Below are 17,865 nucleotides of genomic sequence, written 5' to 3'. Positions count from 1 at the left end.
CATGGCAGACACTTCTATCTCCACGCCACAGGGCACCCAGCCAGCACCCCCACCTCTACAGAAAAAGGCTAGCTGGGGCAGACGCATTGCGCGCTGGCTGCTATGGTTTTTTGTATTGACCTTCGTCGCAATCGCTGCATTGCTGGGCGGTGCCTGGTGGTGGAGCGGGCAGGATGACTCGCTCGCACGTGTTATCGCCATCGTGCAGCGCTACCTGCCTGCAGACCAGAAGCTGCAGGCCACCGATGTGCGCGGCAGCCTGCGCCAAGGCGGCAGCATCGGCAATCTGCAGTGGAGCAACCCATCCATCAGCGTCGACATGAGCGGCGCCACCATTGGCTGGACCCTCGACAATATCTGGGATCGTGAAGTGCGCCTGGCGCCGATCCACATTGCCCAGCTCACCATCACGCCATCCGGCATCGAGCAACCCAAGGAGCCTACCCAACCGCTGGAGCAGTTGCCGCTGCCGCTGCGTGTACTCGACATTCCCTTCTCGGTGGATGAAATCGTCTGGGCCGCTGCCCAGCCCATCACCATCGCCGGACTGCAAGGCCACTACCTGTACCAGAACGACAAACACCAATTGCAGGTCACCAGCGTGCAGGCTTTCAACGGCAGCTACCAGGCCCAGCTCACCCTGGGTGCACTGGCGCCCATGGACTTGAATGCCCAGTTGCAAGCCCATGTGGACCAGCCCGCCACCGACCAATTGCCCGCCGTGCTGGCCGATGCCACGGCCAGCGTCACCGGCAACCTGGCAGGCGCTGAAGCCAGCCTGCGCGTGGTGGCCCAGCTCAAGCCCCAGATTGCGCCGCCATCGCCGGCAGACAGCGCAACTGCCGCACCGAAGAACGCCTCGGCCAAAGCCGCAGGCAATACAGCGCGCCGTGGCAAGGACCAGACCGCACAGGCCCTGTCCATGGCCCCGCCCATGCAGGCCGATGTGGATGCCACCATCTACCCCTGGAAACCCTGGCCGGTGGGCCCCACGCAGGCCACCGTGCAAAGCGTCAACCTGGCAGCGTTTATGCCCGGCCTGCCCACCACCTTGCTCAACGGCAAAATCGCGGTGACCGAAGCCCCGGCCGATGCACTGGCCAAGGCACAGGCAGACAGCCCAGCGCCCGCCCTGGTCGCCCCGCCTGCCGAGGCGCCAGAAGATGCCCCTGCACCCGCCTTGCTGCCTGTGCCCCTCGACATCGCCGTCGATATCAGCAATGCGCTGCCGGGCCCGCTGGACGCGCAACGCCTGCCCATCCAGCATTTGCAAGCGAAGGCCTTGTTTGACGGCCAGCGTGTCGATGTGCTCGATGGCACCACCGTGCAGCTTGGCGACGGCCGCCTGCAAGCCGCAGGCCACTACCGGCTGGCAGACCACCATGCCGCGCTGCAAGCGGAGCTGCAGGCGCTGAACCCGGCGCTCATCGACACCCGCGTAGACAGCGCGCCGCTCTCAGGCAAACTCACTGTCCAGTCGCAGGATGATGCTATTGTTTTTGACAGCGACATACGTTCCAACCGTGCGCCAGAAGCCCAAAGCGCCAAAAGAACCAAGAACGCCAAAGACCCGGCCCGTCTGCCGATCGATCACATCATCGCCAAAGGCCGTTGGAAAGCGCCCGAACTGCAGTTGCAGACCGCGCAGATCGACGCGCTCGGCGCGCACCTGAGCGCCCAGCAACTGGTCGCCAATATTGAGCAGCAGAGCGGTTCCGGTCGTGTTGCTGCACAGGTGCCCGGCGCCAGCCTGGACATCCAGGCCCAGGCCACGCCGGCCCAGGGCAAGGGCGACGTGAGTCTGAAGCTCGCCAGTGCAGAGCAGTTGATGCAGTGGCTGCGCAAGGTGCCCCGCGTTGCCGAGGCGCTGCCTGCAGACCTCAGCGCACAAGGCAGCCTGGAGGCCAAGCTGCATTACAGCGGTGGCTATGGCGATGCATTGCGCCAGCTGCAGCAAGCCGGCCTTCTCGCCAAGATTCCCGAGGGCATGACTACCAAGGGCGCGCAACCGTTTGCGCTGGAGGCAACCATCAACACCCCGCAGCTGACCGTGCGCACCAGCAGCCATGCCGAGGACAACTGGCAACTGCGCAACACGCAGCTGGCGCTGACCGGCAACCTGGCCAAGGTGCAGGCCGATCTGCAAACCGAAGCGCGCCATGGCGAGCAACAGTTTGGCGGCCAGATCAAGCTGGCAGCCAGCAGCAATGCACAGCAGCAGTGGACGGGCAGCCTGAGCCAGCTGCAGGCACGCGCCACGCTCCCACCCAACAAGGAACCATGGCAGTTGGCGCTGCAACAGCCGCTCGATTTCAAGCTGCAGTTGCCCCAAGGTAAACAAGCACTGACCGCCAGTACCGGAACAGGACAGCTGCACCTCACCGGCCCGCAGGCAGGCACCGTTATGCTGCAGTGGAACCCGCTTCAATTCAGTCAGGGCGCAGACAAATCCGTGCAATTGCAAAGCACCGGCAGCGTGCAAGGCCTGCCACTGCGCTGGGCGCGCGCCTTCCAAAAGCCTGACCCCAACCAGAACCAGGGCACCAGCCCGCTCGATTCGGACCTCGTCGTGCAAGGCCGGTGGGACATCAACACCTCCAATGGCCTCAACGCCAAGCTACAGGTGGAGCGGGCAAGCGGCGACCTGCGCCTGCATGTGCAGGGCAGCCGACCCAAGAGCGTCACCTTCCACTCCAGCGGCAAACAGGGCAGCCTCGCCAAGGCCTTTGCAGAACAAAAGGAAACCATCACCGCCGGCATCCGTACCGCAACCGTTGCCCTGACCGTACAGGACCGCCAGGTGCGCGCCAATGTGCGCTGGGATTCGGCCAACGCAGGCGAGCTGACTGCCGACCTGCAGACCGCGCTGCAGTTTGAAGGCAAAGACTATCTGGCTGCAACCGTCGCGCCCGACGCCCCGCTCGGCGGCGCCATCAAGGCCCAGATGCCTGACCTGGGCATCTGGGCCAGCTTCGCCCCGCCTGGATGGCGCGTGGCAGGCAGCCTGGGCGCAGACGTGCAACTGGCCGGCAACCTACGCGACCCGCGCTGGAGCGGGAGCCTGTCGGCCGACAAAATGCATATTCAGTCGCAGCTCGATGGCGTGGATCTGCGCAACGGCACCCTGCGCGCCCAGCTCAATGGCAATGAACTCGCACTGCAGCGCCTGCACTTTGACGGCGGTGAAGGCAGCCGCGCCCGCATCATCGGCTACAGCGGCAACCTGACTGCAGCGCCCGCAGACGGTGGCACCCTGGATGCAACAGGCACGATCCGCTGGAGCATGCCCGACGATGGCGGCAAACCCGACATCACCATGGACATCCGCACCCAGGCCAAGGCCCTGCAGGTACTGGTGCGCGCCGACCGGCAGGTCAGCATCTCGGGCGATGTGCGCAGCCAGCTCCAACAAGGCCAGATGCGCATCACCGGCGACCTGCGCGTAGACCGCGCCAGCATCATGCTGGCCAACGAATCCTCGCCCACCCTGGGCAGCGATGTGGTGGTGCATACCAAGGCCAGTCGTGCCGCCGCTGCCGAAAAGGCCAAGCAGGAGGCGGCCCAAGCTGCCGATGGCAAGCTCAACGAGCCCGCCGGCGGCATCACCCCTGCCAAGCCCATGCTGCTGGATGTGAAGCTGGACCTGGGCAACGATTTTGCGCTGCAGGGCTATGGCATTACCACGCGCCTGCGCGGCACGCTCAATGTACAGAACGCTGGCGGCAATGGCATTGGCATGCCCCGCATCACCGGCGTCATCACCACAGAGGAAGGCCGATACCGTGCCTGGGGACAGGTGCTGAATGTGGAAACCGGCCAGATCCGGTTCAACGGCCCCTACAACAACCCATCGCTCGAAATTCTGGCGCTTCGCCCCAACATCTCGGTCAAGGCCGGCGTGCAGGTGAGCGGCTCAGCCATGGCGCCGCGCGTGCGCCTGTATTCCGACCCGGAAATGCCCGATGCCGAGAAAATATCATGGGTCGTCATGGGCCGCGACCCCGCCGGCGGCGGCGCCAGCAGCGCCATGATGCAGCAGGCCGCCCTCGCCCTGCTGGGTGGCGGATCAGGTGAGAGCCTGACCGGCAACATCGCCAAGGGCCTGGGCCTGGATGAAATCGGTCTGGGCGGCGACAACGGCTCTGCCGGCCTGTCACTGGGCAAGCGCCTCTCCAAGGACTTGTATGTGACCTACGAAGCCGGTCTGGGCGGCACCCTGGGTGCGCTCTACATCTTCTACGATTTCACCCGCAACCTGCAGTTGCGCGGATCGGCAGGCGTAACCAGCGCGCTGGATCTGATCTACACGCTGCGTTTTGATTAGGACAGCCACAACACACAGCGGAGTTTGTCCGGCACCTACCGAACACCACCTACAATAGCTGCTTGGTCTCACTCCCTGTAGTTCAATGGATAGAACGAGTGCCTCCTAAGCGCTAGATACAGGTTCGATTCCTGTCGGGGGGACCAGGACATAGACTCAGATAGTCTCAGAACAGCCAAAAACCCGTATGTGTAGAAGCATAGCGGGTTTTTCTGTGTCTAACCTTGCCTCAGGTGATCTATGGACATACCAACATTTTGCTGGTACTTTTGTTGGTAGTTGAACATATCAACACACCAACATACCAACAGGACGCGATATGGCACTTTCAGACACTTTTGTGAAGCAGGTGAAGCCCGACCCCACCAAGTCAGCCGGAAGCAAGCACTCAGACGGCTATGGACTTTTTCTACTGGTAGCAAGTGCAGGCAAGTACTGGCGCATGGCCTATCGTTTTGCAGGCAAGCAGAAAACCTTGGCGATGGGGACCTACCCGGAGGTGAGTCTCGCGCAAGCCCGTAAGCGGCGCGAAGACGCTAGGAAATTGTTGGCTGATGGCATCGACCCTGGAGTCGCCAAACGCGCCGACAAGCTGGCGAAAAGGATTGCTGCAGACAATACATTCCAAAAAGTGGCGGAGTTGTGGCTCGAAAAGACTGCCGCCGACCGCAAGGAAATCACCCAACAAAAGGTACGCAACTGGCTAGAGAAGGACATTTTCCCCAGCATCGGGAAACTACCCATGACTAGTATCATGCCGCGTGACGTGCTAGCTGTGGCTCGCAAAATGGAGGATCGTGGCGCGCACGATAGCGCCAAGCGACTTGTTCAGATTTGCGGGCAAGTTTTTCGCTTTGCCGTTGCTGAGCACACTGTAGGACGCGACATCACAGTAGACCTCAAGGGCGCATTGAAAAGAGCCGAGAAAAAGCACTACGCAGCCATTACAGAGCCATCGCAACTCGCTCCATTGCTGCGAGCAATAGACAATTACACCGGTCACCTGTACAGCCGCTGCGCTCTGCGCTTAACGCCACTCGTTTTTCTACGCCCAGGCGAGTTGCGCACTGGCGAATGGAAGGAAATCGACTTTGACAAAGCCGAATGGCGCATTCCCGGCTCGAAGATGAAGATGAAAACCGACCATATCGTCCCGCTATCCAAGCAAGCGCTGGCAATTTTGCAAGAAATTCACCCAATCACAGGAGATGGCCAGTATATTTTTCCGAGCATCCGCACCGGCGAACGGCCAATGTCGGACAACACCATCAATGCTGCCCTGCGTGGTTTGGGATACGACAACACCATGCAGACCGCCCATGGTTTCCGAGCCACTGCAAGAACAATCATGGATGAAGTGATGGGCGAGCGGGTGGATTTGATCGAACATCAGCTAGCGCATGCAGTGAAGGATGCAAATGGAACAGCCTACAACCGAACAACCCACCTTGCGGCACGCCACGAAATGATGCAGCGATGGGCCGACTACCTGAATAAACTCAAATCCGGTGCCGATGTGATCCAGTTTAAACCGGCATAAGTTTTAGTTTTGACCGCTGAAGATTTATTGAAGCTTATTTATAGAAGACTATGGCGATGGGCGTCTAGTCATTTTTATGGGATTTTTAATGAGTAATGATTTCAATGAAGATAATCACGGAAAAATGACCCGAGAAGAATGGATTGAACGAGCGGAAAAAGTTGCCGACTTAGCTTGGAGAGATTCCCTGAAAAAAGTGGAGCTAATGGCGTTGGAGAATGAGATTATTCTGCCTCGGGAAATATCAGGCTTGCATCCAAGAGCGAATGCTCAATACACGCGAACTTTTGACATTCTTCAAGAAGAATTTATGGGCAGATTGCCAGCGTTGTTTGCCTACGCGCAATGGATGAAGTGGGTAGCCGGTTGGGACGGCGCCTATTGGTATATGCATTCGATTGAGCAGGGTGTTGTACTTGACAATGATTTCACTCGATCAAGATGCACTGCTGAAGGCTACGCTCTCCATGAGGGGTGGTCCTATGCCATTTACAATAAACAAGGGGAGTTGAATCGCCACTTACTTTATCAAGCAATGTCTGAGAGGTATGGGCTAGAAAACAAGCCTTCCGATCACCGAGTCTTGTTGGCATTGGAGTTACATTGGTTGTGGCTGGCAAGTGATCCAAGTCTTGATCGTGATAAATTCCTTGAATACCTGTACGAAGCTGGTGAAGCGAGTGCGCTATCCAGCGGACTGCATATGTGGGATGAAGGCTTTAAATGTTCTATTGAGGAAATGGAGTCGGATCCAAATAGCAAAGCTGCACTATCGGCGCGTAGGTTGTTGGCGAAGACTGCAGCAGAAGCAAGGCATGCACCTAATCAGGCAATTCGTGAAAAAGTGGTGGCCAGATACAAAGATGAGAGAGAAGAATACTCCAGCAAAGACAGTGCCGCTATCGCATTTACGAAAGAATTTCCATTTGAATTTTCAACCATCAGAGATTGGTTGAAGGGCGCGTAAGGTGCTTGGGTTCTGCTAGCAAACCACATGGTATGCATGCATATCCCGAGCTCTGCTTGCATCTTGTTATAGGCTGCAAGCACGGGGCGGGATTTGCTCGCAAACCGTCTTCTCTGAAGATTTCATAAAAGCGAAAGTCACCCCATACCGCAGCACATGATGCAACGCGGGTTCAAATGGAGTGATACATGGCATCAATTCAGTCTTACCGCCCAAAGCAAGCAGCCGAGCTGCTGGGCATTGGTACTGCAACCCTCTGGCGCTGGATCAAGAGCCGCCCTGATTTCCCCCAACCAATCCGGTTATCCGCCCGCTGCACGGTCATTCCCGCCGACAAGCTGATTGCCTGGCGTGATGCCCAGGCCGGAAAGTGAGGCGTGCAGTGTTCTATGCAGCTTCAATTGCAGCCCAATGTCATTGGCGCTATTGCCATTTCACCCAAGGAGGCAGTGCGCAATGACCCACAGCATTCTTTGGGGCGAATACCCCATCGGCGACCACAGAATCCTGTGCCCCGCCTGCGGCACCAGCCCACGCAAAAAGGACATGGGCGTTACCATCCTCTCGCCCGAGCACGGCATTGCCCATTGCTTCAAGTGCGGACTGATTGCCAGCAAGCGAGACCAACGCGAGCTGTCAGAAGTTGAGCGCCGGGCTTACAAGCGCCGCATGGATGCTTTGCGCAAACAGCACGACGCAGAGCAGCGCGAGAGGCAGGCACGAGCAGCGGCCGGGGCATCCCAGCGCTGGCTTGCATCTGTACCTGCCCTTGACCATCCCTACCTGAGCGCGAAGGGCATCAAACCCCACGGCATCCGGGTAGAGGCCGGGCATACGCTGCTGATCCCCCTGCGCGATGGCAAAGGCCACATACACAGCCTGCAATCCATCGCCCCCGATGGCAGCAAGCACTTCATGCCTGGGGGCCGTACCAAGGGTTGTTATCACGCCATTGGACAGGCATCTGGGCGGTTGCTGATTGCCGAGGGCTACGCCACTGCTGCGACCCTTCACGAGCAGACCGGGTACGCGGTGGCAGTTGCATTCAACTGCGGCAATTTACTGCCTGTTGCGCAAATGCTCAGAGCGAAATATCCGTGCCTGACGTTGGTGCTGTGCGCTGATGACGACTGGACAACCGAGGGCAATCCCGGCCTGACTGCGGCATCGGCTGCTGCGCATGCTGTCGGTGGTCTGCTGGCCGTGCCTGACTTCTCGGGCCTAGATCGCCAAGGCGGTGACACCTACTTCAACGATTTGCAGCGCCTTGCCGGGCGCGTGGAGGTGATGGAATGAACCTCGTAGAGAATGCTATCAATAACGCAGCCCCGGCCTTTGCTGTTCTGGAGGGGGTAACCGACTCCGAAACCGGTAACAAACATTGGCCCGACCCGCTGCCCATCAAGAGCGATTTGCCCCCGGCACCGGCGTTTGAGGCAGATGTACTGCTGCCCAAGGCGCTGGCTGAGTTCGTTAAGGATGAGGCCGACCGCATGTGCGCTGCGCCTGACTTTGTGGCCGCGGCCTTGATCGTTGCCATTGGCGCAGTGATTGGCACCAAGTGCGCCATCAAGCCCAAGCGCCGTGACGACTGGATCGTGACGCCCAATCTTTACGGCGGTGTTGTTGGAGACCCCAGCGCGAAGAAGTCGCCCACCATCGGCACGGTCATGCGCTTTCTGGATCGCCTGGAGGTGAGGGAGGCTGAACTTCTGGAGGAAAAGCTCAAAACCTACCAGGCGGAAATAGCAGCGTTTGAAGCGCACGAATCGGCTATCAAGGCCAATATGAAAAAGGCCGCTACCGGCAAACCCGACCACGACAAGATGCGTGCCGCCCAGCACGATCTGGAATCACTGGACAAACCCGAAGAGCCGCATGCGCGCCGCTTCAAGTCAAACGACGCCACCGTTGAGAAGCTGGGCGACATTCTTGCCAAAAATCCTGTAGGCCTGCTGGTGTTCCGTGATGAGTTGATGGGTCTTTTAGCGAGCTGGGAGCGTGAAGGCAGGGAAGGCGACAAGGCGTTCTATCTGGAAGGCTGGAATGGTACGGGCAGCTTCACGATTGACCGCATTGGGCGAGGCAGCCAATTCATCAAGTCGCTGTGCCTGTCGGTGTTTGGCGGTATCCAGCCCGATCTGCTGGAGCGCTATCTCGCAAGCATCGTCAACAGCATGGATAACGATGGCCGTATCCAACGGTTTCAAGTGCTGGTGTATCCCGAGCAGCCTACCTGGGCCTGGACGGATCGCTACCCCGTCAAAGGGGCGCGGGAGGCCGTACGGGATATGTTTGATCGCCTGGCGGAATTCGACCCCATGCAGGACGGTGCAATGCCTGCCGACGACTTCGTAAAGCTGCCGCACTTTTGCTTTGATGACGAAGCCCAGCAAGTCTTTATCGAGTGGGCGACTGAGCTGAATGTGCAGCGCATTCCGGGTGAGACCAACCCCATGGTGAAGCAGCACCTGGGTAAGTTTGAGAAGTTGTTTTGTGCGCTGGCGCTGATCCTGCACTTGGCAGAGGGCAAGCTCGGGCCGGTGGGCGAGTCATGCGCCATCCGGGCTGCCGCCTGGTGCGAATACCTGGAGGGCCACGCTAAGCGTATTTACGGCTTGGTCGAGACCGCCAAGACCACGACCGCCAAGATGCTCTCTCGCCGTCTGGGCGAGGGCAAGCTCCCGAGCGGTTTCACTGCCCGTGAGGTTTGGAAAAAAGGTTGGGGCGGAATCAAGACGACCGCCGACGCCGAGGCCGCTCTCTCCATCTTGGAAGAGCATGCATGGCTCATCAGCATGGATGACATGCCTGAGGTTGGCCGCCCCACCACGCGCTACATCATCAACCCCAAAGTGAGGGGGGCAAAATGACCTCATGGCTGGCAAAAGCGAAATCACATTTTTTGCAAAACAGCGAAGCGCACACCCCCAAAACGCCCAAAACCCTCCTTTTGGGGGTTACGGGGGCCTGCTCCGCTCTCGTTTATGAAAAACAACAAGAGGTTTCGGGGGTTTTGGGGGGCTGCTCAGGGCGCATTTGTGCAAACGATGAAATCTCCGATCCACTGCTCATTGCCTTGATGGCAGCGGCAATGAATGCCTGCGACTTCTGGGGAGACAGCCCTAAGGCCCGGGAGCAGATGCGCCTGGAGATTTTAGAGACCAGGCCAGAGCACCGAGAGGAGCTGCTGCGCATGTTCAAGGCCGACTACCCGGCACCTGGAGCGCAAAACGATTCTGTTGGTGAAGGGTAGGAACACGCCACGACAGTGCCCGGTTTTGAGACCAGTACGCGCGCGCGAGGTCGTCCTCACTTCAATATACCAACACACTCCAGAAATGCCCTCGAAACCAAAAACCTTCCAGAAGTCAATGAGACACTCGGAAGGTTTTTTCTATTGATTACTCCTTTGACAATAGTACAGCAATAAAAACAAACGACTACAAGGTTTTCTCCAATTCTTCTTTCATGTTCTCTTTCGGGGATGATAAGAGTCTCAAACAAATAAATGCCAACTTCTTGAAAAGACTTTGCGAGGAACCAAATGCGCCTTGCCGTCCGCCAAAAAATCTAATTATCTCAGGTAGATCTAAGTATTCTTGAGCAGAATCACGAGCCCCAATCAAAATTGAATCCCTATATTCATTGCCAATATATGATTCAATTGTATCAATGGAATTCGCAAGAGCAGAAGAAACATCGTCATTCATCAGATCCAAAGAGTCGCACAATTCGATTTTCGGATTAAATGATTTCTCACCCAAAGTCGTAACACCCAGCATTCCATAAGAAAATTTCCCTCCTAAAGGCACTAAGAGCTCCACAACAATAGTATTATGAATGCATATTAATGACCCTCTACATTCCGCTTCAATAAAATGATTGCTTGTTATTTTTGGAGAGTCCTTTTTAGAGATGGGCCATTCGTTAACCCAAACTCTTGCAATCCTTTCTTTGGATAGCTTAAATTCTTTCATTTAATTCCCCAGTAGCTTCTCCATGCGTTGTTAAATTCGCTAGGGAAATTTTGAATAACTTCGGGATGATAGATGGAGAAATTCGATACGCCATATTTATTCAAAGCAGCAGCATGAGCTTCATCATATCCGAGCCCTTTTAATCGGCCTGTATTTTCTGCAATTTCGTGCAGATAGAAATTTGCGTCGGCACCAGTTAGTCTCTCTCCGGCCTGAAGGCTATCTCTCAGTCGTTGCACCATAGCCGCATTGGGTTCCCATAGGTCAAAGCGAGAAAGATTTTGTTCGACCAAATTCAAGCCCTTTGACGTGATTTTGATCCCTTCAGGAACACAGGTAGCTCCCGCTTCAGCCGTCACCGGAGCCATCCGTGTCACAACAGGCGCCACCACAATCGGTGGCACTCTAAAACCTACAACCGTCAGAGCCTGCTCACCCAACATAGCGCCAAACAGCAGCCCTGCCTGACCGTAGTTGCCATTCTCCCAGGCAGTCATGCCATGATCAAACGTCACCTGGCCTGGAACAAAGGCGCGCAGCCATGGCGAGCTTTCGTACAGACCTAGTCGATCCGTGCCGTTGAGCGGGTTGCCTCCTACATATCCTCGGCGATTCCATCCCCCCGCAAGCCCAATGGGGTCCATTTGGGTGTATCCACCAATAGCGCCATCGTAGTACCTGTAAACGTTATAGCTCAGCTGCGTCTCTTCGTCCCACTGCTGGCCCGGATAGCGCAGGTTGAACGTCACCTCTGGCGCGTAGCTGGGCAGGCTGCCAGCGACTGCGCTGTCCGCTTGCACATAGCCTTTCGCACCCGTGGTCGGGCTTACTTCGCCAAACCCGGTGAGCAGCCACTGCCAGGCCACTTGGCCCTGCTGGTTGGTCAGGCGCCTGGGGGTGCTCAGGTGGTCGGCGTGGATGGCGTAGAGCCGCCCGTTGATCTGGGCCGCCACCGGCACCATGCCTTGGGCGGTGGGCAGGTAGATGACTTCGGTGCTGTCCATTTCGCCCGCAGGCGCTGCCGAGTTTGCGCTGCGCTGGTTGCTGTAGGTGCCCAGCAGTTGCGCGCTGTCTTCTTCGCTGTAGAGGGTGTGCTCGGTGCGCGGGGCCGTGGTGCTTTGCCGTGCATCGGTTTTGAGCAGGCGCTGGCTCGCGCTGTTGTAGAGGTAGCTGACGGCACTGGGGTCGGTGCTGCTGGCGGTGCCGGTGACTTTGGCGACGCGGCCATTGGCGCCGTAGTGCAGGTATTGGGCTCCGCTGGTAGTGCCACTGGTGGTGGCAGATGTGATGGCCCCTGCTGCGTCGTACTGGTAGGTTTTGGTGCTCGCTGCGTTGCCCGGAGTGGTGGTGCTGGCAATGCTGGCCAGCACATTGGTGCCAGCGGTCAGGCTGTAGGTGCGGGTGGTGGTAGCACTACTACCCGATGCAGGCGTCTTGACGATGGAGGCCGAGAGGCGGTTGCCGTTGGCGTCGTACGCATAGCCCATGGAGTTGTAGCCAGCAACATCAAGAAGGTTCGTGGCCAAGGTGCCTACTCGGGGCCAGTTGACCGTGGGCGTGCTTTGGAGGCTGTGGCCGCTGGCGGTCATGCGCCCGGCTGCGTCGTAGGTGTAGGCGCTGGCGATGCGGGCCTGTACGGTGGTGGTGGCTGCGCCCCCGGCGCTTGCAGCGGCGGGCACCATCTGGCTTTGCTCGATGGCAGACACGCGCCCTGCCGCGTCCCAGGTCAGATCAAGGATGCCGGTGTGGGTGAGCTGGCCTGCCGTGTTGTAGCTGCGCGCTTCTGCCAGCGTGCTGCTGGCCCCTGCCGCAGCCAGGATGCCCGGCCAGCTCCAGCCCGTAGGCATGCCCAGTGGGCTCCAAGTCAGGCCTGAGAGGAGTGCCGTGCCGTTCCACTGCATGCCGGTGATGAGGCCCGTGCTGTCGTACTGATAGGTGAGCTGTTTGCCCGAGGGGTAGGTGATGCTTTGCACGCTGCCTGCCCCGCCCTGGCCTGCTGGCACGTAGCTGTAAGCCATGGAGCGGGTCTCGCCCCCTGCCAGGATCTGGGTCTTGCGCAGCACGCGGCCCAGGGCGTCGCGCTGGTACTGGGTGGTGACGCCCGGGTCCTGCACTTCGCTCAAGTGCCCGATGCTGGCATTGGGCGCAGCAGCGGTGTTGTAGGTGGTGCCGGTGAGGTCGTAGCGCAGCACAGATGATGTGCCGTTGTTGTAGTTGATCTTGGTGATGCGGCCCAGGGCGTCGCGCTCCACACCAATGGTGCGGCCTGTGGCGTCGGTGGTCGATGCCAGGAGGCCGCGCACGTCGTAGGTGGCATTGCCGGTGCCTGCATCGGGGGTGACCTCTTGCTTGGCGTTGCCCAGTGCATCGCGGGTGTAGCTGGTGGTGACGCCTTTGAAGTCTTTGGCAGAGGTGATGGCGTCCAGCTGGTTGTAGGTGAGCGTGGCTGCGTTGTTCAGCGGGTCGGTCACTTTGTTCAGGCGGCGCAGCCCGTCCACTGCAAGCGTGGTGGTTTGAGACAGGCCATTGCGGGCCGTGGCCAGGTCGCCATTGGCGTCATAGCTCAGGCTTGTGCTTTGGTTGGCACCTCGGGTCTCGCTCGCCACCTTGTTAAGACTGTTGATCGTGCGCTGTACCTGCAAGGCGGTAATGGCCGCGCTGTCCTTGACGGTGGCGCTGGTGGCGTTGTCTTGCGCGTCGAGGGTGTACTGGCCGGAGTTGCCCCGGTTGTCGCTCCAGTTGCTGGTGCGCAGGGCGCCGTCGTACTGGTAGGTGATGGCGTAGCCGTTGGCGAATGTGACGGTGCCCAGCTTGTCATTGGGCAGGTAGCTGAGCGTGGTGAGCAAGCCCCCTGCGCTGAAGCTGGTGAGCTGGCCCTTGGGGTTGTAGCTGTAGACACGCACAAGGCCTGAGGGTTCGGTGGCGGTGAGGATGCGGCCTGCGCCATCGTGGGTGTACTGGCTGATGCGCCCCTGGGGGTCGGTGACCTTGCTCAGGTTACCCTTGGTGTCGTAACCAAACACGGTCTGGCCACCGGCATCGGTGTAGGAGTACGGCAGGCCGTTGGGGTTGTAGGCCCAGGCGCTGGAGTAGGCTTTGCCGCTGGCCGTGTCCGTGACCAGGGTGCCCACGAGGTTGCCGCCATCGTCGTAGCTCAGTTGGGTGATGCGCCCCGCCTCGGTGATCTTGGTGGGCAGTGACATGGCGTCATGCCACTCGATCTGGGCCGTTTGGGCTTCTGGGCGGTTGGAGGCAGCCACCACCTGGGTGATCAGTTGGCGGTTGGTGTTCCACTGGTAGGTGGTTTTGTTGCCCTTGAAGTCCTCCTTGGAGGCAGGCAGCAAGTCGGCATTGAGCTCTTCCTTGAATTTGTCCCAGAAACGCGCATTGCTTTGCCCAACCAGGCGCACACCAGAGGCCGTACCCTGGTACTGGCGGGTGGTGCTGTTGCCATTGGGGTCGGTGGTGGTGACCGAGGCTTTGTACCAGTTGGGATCATCAGTACCTGCGGCCACCAGCATGCCAGCGGAGCCGACGCTGGCAGCGCCCGCATAGGAGACGCGGTAGGCACCGGTGACCCCTGCCCGCGTGGTTTCTTTGAGCGAGCCATCAGGGTTATAGCTAAAGCCCAGTATCTGGTTGCCCTGGGCATCACCCACGGCAGTGACCAGGCCCGGGAAGGTGGTGTTGCCATAGCTGTAGGCGTGGGTCTGGTAGCTGTTGACCTTGACGGAGCTTAGGCTTCCCTTGGCGTTGTAGTCGTAGTTGACGGCGTTGCCGTCGGGCAAGGTGACGGAGCCCAGCCTGCCATCGGTCCGGTAGCTAAAGTTCAGCCCGCGCCCAAAGGAGTTGGCAACAGACAGGACCTTGCCGTTGGTTTGCAAGATGCTGTAGTTCCAGCCATTGCGCAAGGTGATCTTGGTGAGCCAGCCTTTGTTGTCGAACTTCCAAATACTGTCGTCACTGGCGCGGTGGTATTGCCAGGCACCTCCCACCGAGCCCTGAATCCAGTCCGCCCCAGTTGCCGCCAGCCACGGGGACTGCTCTCCCATTTCTTTGAGAAATAGCGCTGAGGTGCCATCGGGCAGTATCACTGCAAGGCTGGAGGGGTAGCGCGCGTCGTAGTACTTGGGCAGCTTGATGCGGCCCGACCAAGAGTGCATCCAGCCCTTGCCCATGCCGATGTCCGCATCTTCATCGGGGTCGCCAAAGCTGCGGTAGATGTGGCCCAGGGTGAGGGGGCTGGGGCTTTGGTCAACCCAGTCAGTCTGCGCCTGGAAGTTCTCGGGGCCGTTGGGGATGCTCTGGGCCTGGGCCGGGCCAGACATGAAGGTGAAGGTGCCTAGAGTGGTTAGAGCACCAAAAGCGACCAGGGCGCGCAAGGCGGGCTTGAGAGAGGAAGGCAGCAGCTTGCGCCGGATGAGCAGATCAATGGTCATGGTACGGGCTGGTATTCGTTAATGGTGAGAAGACAATAAGGCAATAGGGGATCAGCGGCGGCACATTTGCGGCTCTTCTAGCTGATTCAGATCAGTAGGCAATACCGTGATAGTTTTGCTAGCAGTGTTTTCGCAATGTAAACAACTTGCAGATATTTCAATCATTGCAGCCACCAAATCTGAAGGGACAACAATAAAAGAAACTTCCCCGTCATCATCTGTATATCCAGCGACAGTTTGCCCAATCCTTGTTCTCAAAACAACGTGGACATTTTTCTCAACCCCATCAACAGATGTAATCTTTATGGACTGCGTTATCGGTCCATTTTTCGACGGCAGTGCATTGGTAACATTTGGACCAGATATATTAATATTAAACATTTTGCAATATCTTATTCCATCCGAGAAATATGATGTTACCCATCTGGGATCAGTAGGACAGGTAGCCTGCTCAACCAATGCATAAACACCTACTTGAGGGTAATTATTAGGATTGAATAAATTGCAATAATATCCAGTGGAGTCCTTTATCTTGGCAATACTGGCATATGACCATTCCGATCCGGCATTGCTTGCCACAGCTTTGCAAGTGCTCTCTGGAGATTCAAACTCCTGCCCCTTAGCCCCATTGCTAACCCATCCTGGTACTAGATAATTTGCATTTGAAACCCTACAAAGAAGCAAGACAGTAGAAAATATAAAATACCTGAAAGAAATATTATTCATCATTTAAATTGGATTTTTTTTGAAAATAGGCATTAATTTTGGCATTGACACGCTTGCGGCTCTTGTGACTCCTAGCTTCATATATCAATAGTTTCAGATACGGAAGTGCCATTCCAGCCATTTTTCAAACAATAAAATCTGCTTCATAAGCGTGAGTGTTCAAGGAGAGCAGACAGGCTACTAAAAATAAGATTATCAATCTCATTCATAACCTTTAGATAAGATAAACTCCATTTAACGATGCCAGATTAGCGGCGGCACATTTGCGGCTCTTCTGATTGGTTCACATCAGTAGGCAACACCGTGATGGATTTGCTAGCAGTGTTTTCACAATAAACACATGAAGTAGTTAGATCAACGGTTAATCCGTAAAAATAAGGCGGAGTATAAGTTATTACGGATTTTCCATTTTGATCTGTGATTTGAGGGCTGGCACCAGCAATTACACCGTTCACGCGCATTTCAACCGAAAACACCTCTGATGCAACTGGACCATCCTCAGATGTGATTGTTACCACTTGATCAATTGGCCCGACTTGGGATGGCAATGCACTTGTACTTGACGGACCACTAACCCCAATAGTGTATCTATTGCATGAGAGCAATCCACTTGGTTCTATTTTCATTACATAAGCTGGAATTGTGGGGCACTCTTTTTGACTAACGACTGTATAAATATATATATTAACCATGTCGTTATTTCTGTATGCCCGGCAATACCTAGATCTTTCTGAATTGTAATATGTAGCATCCTTGAATCGCCATGTTGAAGTAGGATCTGTATTCATGGATATTGCATACTGACACACTTCCTCCGGCGTTCCAAACTCCGGGGACTGATTCCATATCCACCCCGGTATGAGCTTTTCAGCCTGTGCGGACTGACTCAAAAACACAAGCACTAAAGGTACAGCAAAGATTTTTCTTATGCACATATGAATATCTGCAGGGAAGTGCATGAAATTAATTAGCGACTACACATTTGAGGCTCTTCGCCTGAAGTGGGTAGTGGTAAGCCTTGAACAGATATCTCCTGTAATGCATCGTTTGTGCATTCGCTACAAGTTGCTTTAATTTCTATTTTCGCATCAAGAAAATATGGTGGAACATAGTTTAAAAATGCTCCCCCATTAGAATCAGTCTTTATAGTTTCTTGAAATATTATTTTTCCATCTTCAATGAGTTCATAAGAAAAGGCATTATCTGCCAATGGTCGATATCCGCCAGTAAGAATAGATATCTTTTGTGGAAGGCTTGGGCCTTGGGGGAGTGCAGTTGTTAAGGAAGGGCCATTTATGGATATCTCGCTCCCTCCGCATGCGATAGCCTCATCCACTCCAGCGTTGTATCTGCGCCCCTTCTCTATAGGTGGGCAATATGCAAAAATATTACCAGATACATCGTACTTAACCCAGACATTGTACCCTTCATTTAAATATCTTCCGTTCCTATACCAATTTACGGGATTTGCACCTTTGTAGTCTTGAATAGCAAGCGACGAAGTAAATTCAAATGTAGGAATATTAGGTTTTCGCAGCTCCGAAAAATATTCAGCAGCCTCTTGTCTTGAATTAAAGTACTGATCACAGCCATTGGCATAGGTATTGCCAATTTTCAAATCACACCATTGAGGTGGCTGGGCAGCATAGATACCAGAAGAGGTAATAACTACTGCTGCGAATATTATTTTATTTCTCATAGCCGTCTAAAAACAATCCCTATTAAATACTCATGCATATAGAAATAATTATCCAGATTGCCAGGAGCAACTTGAATTAAGTTTACTCCTGCCGTACAAAGTGAATGCTTATTTCAAATCCATTTTGACTATCAGGAATTCTTTTCCAATTGCCTGTCAGTGGGATACTGGTAGTAACCCAAGGAGAGCA

The 17,865-nt window shown here is 56.2% G+C and carries 12 protein-coding genes and 1 tRNA gene; 8 read left to right on the top strand and 5 right to left on the bottom strand.

The features are described from left to right. Nucleotide 1 precedes the first annotated feature (1 nt). From ACH2DG_RS05890 to ACH2DG_RS05855, 8 genes are all read left to right on the top strand, one after another. Complete coding sequence (locus tag ACH2DG_RS05890; protein WP_395024781.1) at nt 2-4,324, top strand: translocation/assembly module TamB domain-containing protein; 4,323 nt, start codon at nt 2-4, stop codon at nt 4,322-4,324. A gap of 71 nt (nt 4,325-4,395) precedes the next feature. Continuing rightward, nucleotides 4,396-4,470, top strand: a tRNA-Arg gene (locus ACH2DG_RS05885). A gap of 173 nt (nt 4,471-4,643) precedes the next feature. Further along, nucleotides 4,644-5,864, top strand: coding sequence for a tyrosine-type recombinase/integrase (locus ACH2DG_RS05880; protein WP_395024779.1), 1,221 nt, complete (start codon nt 4,644-4,646; stop codon nt 5,862-5,864). A gap of 88 nt (nt 5,865-5,952) precedes the next feature. After that, nucleotides 5,953-6,831 (top strand): hypothetical protein, encoded by an 879-nt coding sequence (locus tag ACH2DG_RS05875; protein WP_395024778.1) that lies wholly within the window; start codon nt 5,953-5,955, stop codon nt 6,829-6,831. Nucleotides 6,832-7,019: 188 nt separating this feature from the next. Beyond that, nucleotides 7,020-7,205, top strand: a complete 186-nt coding sequence (locus tag ACH2DG_RS05870; protein WP_395024777.1) for a helix-turn-helix transcriptional regulator — start codon at nt 7,020-7,022, stop codon at nt 7,203-7,205. An 82-nt stretch (nt 7,206-7,287) separates the two neighbouring features. Then, nucleotides 7,288-8,127: a hypothetical protein gene (locus ACH2DG_RS05865; protein WP_395024776.1), complete on the top strand. Its 840-nt coding sequence runs from the start codon at nt 7,288-7,290 to the stop codon at nt 8,125-8,127. Beyond that, a complete protein-coding gene (locus ACH2DG_RS05860) occupies nt 8,124-9,704 on the top strand; it encodes a YfjI family protein (protein WP_395024775.1) in 1,581 nt (526 codons plus the stop codon). The genes ACH2DG_RS05865 and ACH2DG_RS05860 overlap by 4 nt, the downstream gene beginning before the upstream one ends. Then, nucleotides 9,701-10,087, top strand: a complete 387-nt coding sequence (locus ACH2DG_RS05855) for a hypothetical protein (RefSeq protein WP_395024774.1) — start codon at nt 9,701-9,703, stop codon at nt 10,085-10,087. Before ACH2DG_RS05860 ends, ACH2DG_RS05855 begins: the two co-directional genes overlap by 4 nt. A 187-nt stretch (nt 10,088-10,274) precedes the next feature. Here the strand turns inward: ACH2DG_RS05855 and ACH2DG_RS05850 are convergent, their stop codons facing one another. The 5 genes from ACH2DG_RS05850 to ACH2DG_RS05830 form a co-directional block, all read right to left on the bottom strand. Continuing rightward, a complete protein-coding gene (locus ACH2DG_RS05850) occupies nt 10,275-10,811 on the bottom strand; it encodes a hypothetical protein (protein WP_395024773.1) in 537 nt (178 codons plus the stop codon). Next, nucleotides 10,808-15,250, bottom strand: coding sequence for an RHS repeat-associated core domain-containing protein (locus ACH2DG_RS05845; RefSeq protein WP_395024771.1), 4,443 nt, complete (start codon nt 15,248-15,250; stop codon nt 10,808-10,810). The genes ACH2DG_RS05850 and ACH2DG_RS05845 overlap by 4 nt, the downstream gene beginning before the upstream one ends. 51 nt (nt 15,251-15,301) lie before the next feature. Continuing rightward, nucleotides 15,302-15,976 (bottom strand): hypothetical protein, encoded by a 675-nt coding sequence (locus tag ACH2DG_RS05840; RefSeq protein WP_395024770.1) that lies wholly within the window; start codon nt 15,974-15,976, stop codon nt 15,302-15,304. Nucleotides 15,977-16,224: 248 nt separating this feature from the next. Next, nucleotides 16,225-16,935, bottom strand: coding sequence for a hypothetical protein (locus ACH2DG_RS05835; RefSeq protein ID WP_395024768.1), 711 nt, complete (start codon nt 16,933-16,935; stop codon nt 16,225-16,227). Between the two features lie 8 nt (nt 16,936-16,943). After that, on the bottom strand, nt 16,944-17,675 hold the full coding sequence (locus tag ACH2DG_RS05830) for a hypothetical protein (RefSeq protein WP_395024767.1): 732 nt from the start codon (nt 17,673-17,675) through the stop codon (nt 16,944-16,946). Nucleotides 17,676-17,865: the final 190 nt, after the last annotated feature.

Origin of the sequence: Comamonas odontotermitis, from assembly GCF_040396735.1 — a bacterium.
Taxonomy (GTDB): Bacteria; Pseudomonadota; Gammaproteobacteria; order Burkholderiales; family Burkholderiaceae_C; genus Comamonas; species Comamonas odontotermitis_C.
Note: the sequence above shows the minus strand (reverse complement) of the source record. Positions and strands in the feature narration are given on the sequence as shown.

Excerpts from the sequence above, each read along its gene's own strand:
- ACH2DG_RS05890 (WP_395024781.1), top strand. The coding sequence starts at position 2 with ATGGCAGACACTTCTATCTCCACGCCACAGGGCACCCAGCCAGCACCC.
- ACH2DG_RS05880 (WP_395024779.1), top strand. The coding sequence starts at position 4,644 with ATGGCACTTTCAGACACTTTTGTGAAGCAGGTGAAGCCCGACCCCACC.
- ACH2DG_RS05875 (WP_395024778.1), top strand. The coding sequence starts at position 5,953 with ATGAGTAATGATTTCAATGAAGATAATCACGGAAAAATGACCCGAGAA.
- ACH2DG_RS05870 (WP_395024777.1), top strand. The coding sequence starts at position 7,020 with ATGGCATCAATTCAGTCTTACCGCCCAAAGCAAGCAGCCGAGCTGCTG.
- ACH2DG_RS05865 (WP_395024776.1), top strand. The coding sequence starts at position 7,288 with ATGACCCACAGCATTCTTTGGGGCGAATACCCCATCGGCGACCACAGA.
- ACH2DG_RS05860 (WP_395024775.1), top strand. The coding sequence starts at position 8,124 with ATGAACCTCGTAGAGAATGCTATCAATAACGCAGCCCCGGCCTTTGCT.
- ACH2DG_RS05855 (WP_395024774.1), top strand. The coding sequence starts at position 9,701 with ATGACCTCATGGCTGGCAAAAGCGAAATCACATTTTTTGCAAAACAGC.
- ACH2DG_RS05850 (WP_395024773.1), bottom strand. The coding sequence starts at position 10,811 with ATGAAAGAATTTAAGCTATCCAAAGAAAGGATTGCAAGAGTTTGGGTT.
- ACH2DG_RS05845 (WP_395024771.1), bottom strand. The coding sequence starts at position 15,250 with ATGACCATTGATCTGCTCATCCGGCGCAAGCTGCTGCCTTCCTCTCTC.
- ACH2DG_RS05840 (WP_395024770.1), bottom strand. The coding sequence starts at position 15,976 with ATGAATAATATTTCTTTCAGGTATTTTATATTTTCTACTGTCTTGCTT.
- ACH2DG_RS05835 (WP_395024768.1), bottom strand. The coding sequence starts at position 16,935 with ATGCACTTCCCTGCAGATATTCATATGTGCATAAGAAAAATCTTTGCT.
- ACH2DG_RS05830 (WP_395024767.1), bottom strand. The coding sequence starts at position 17,675 with ATGAGAAATAAAATAATATTCGCAGCAGTAGTTATTACCTCTTCTGGT.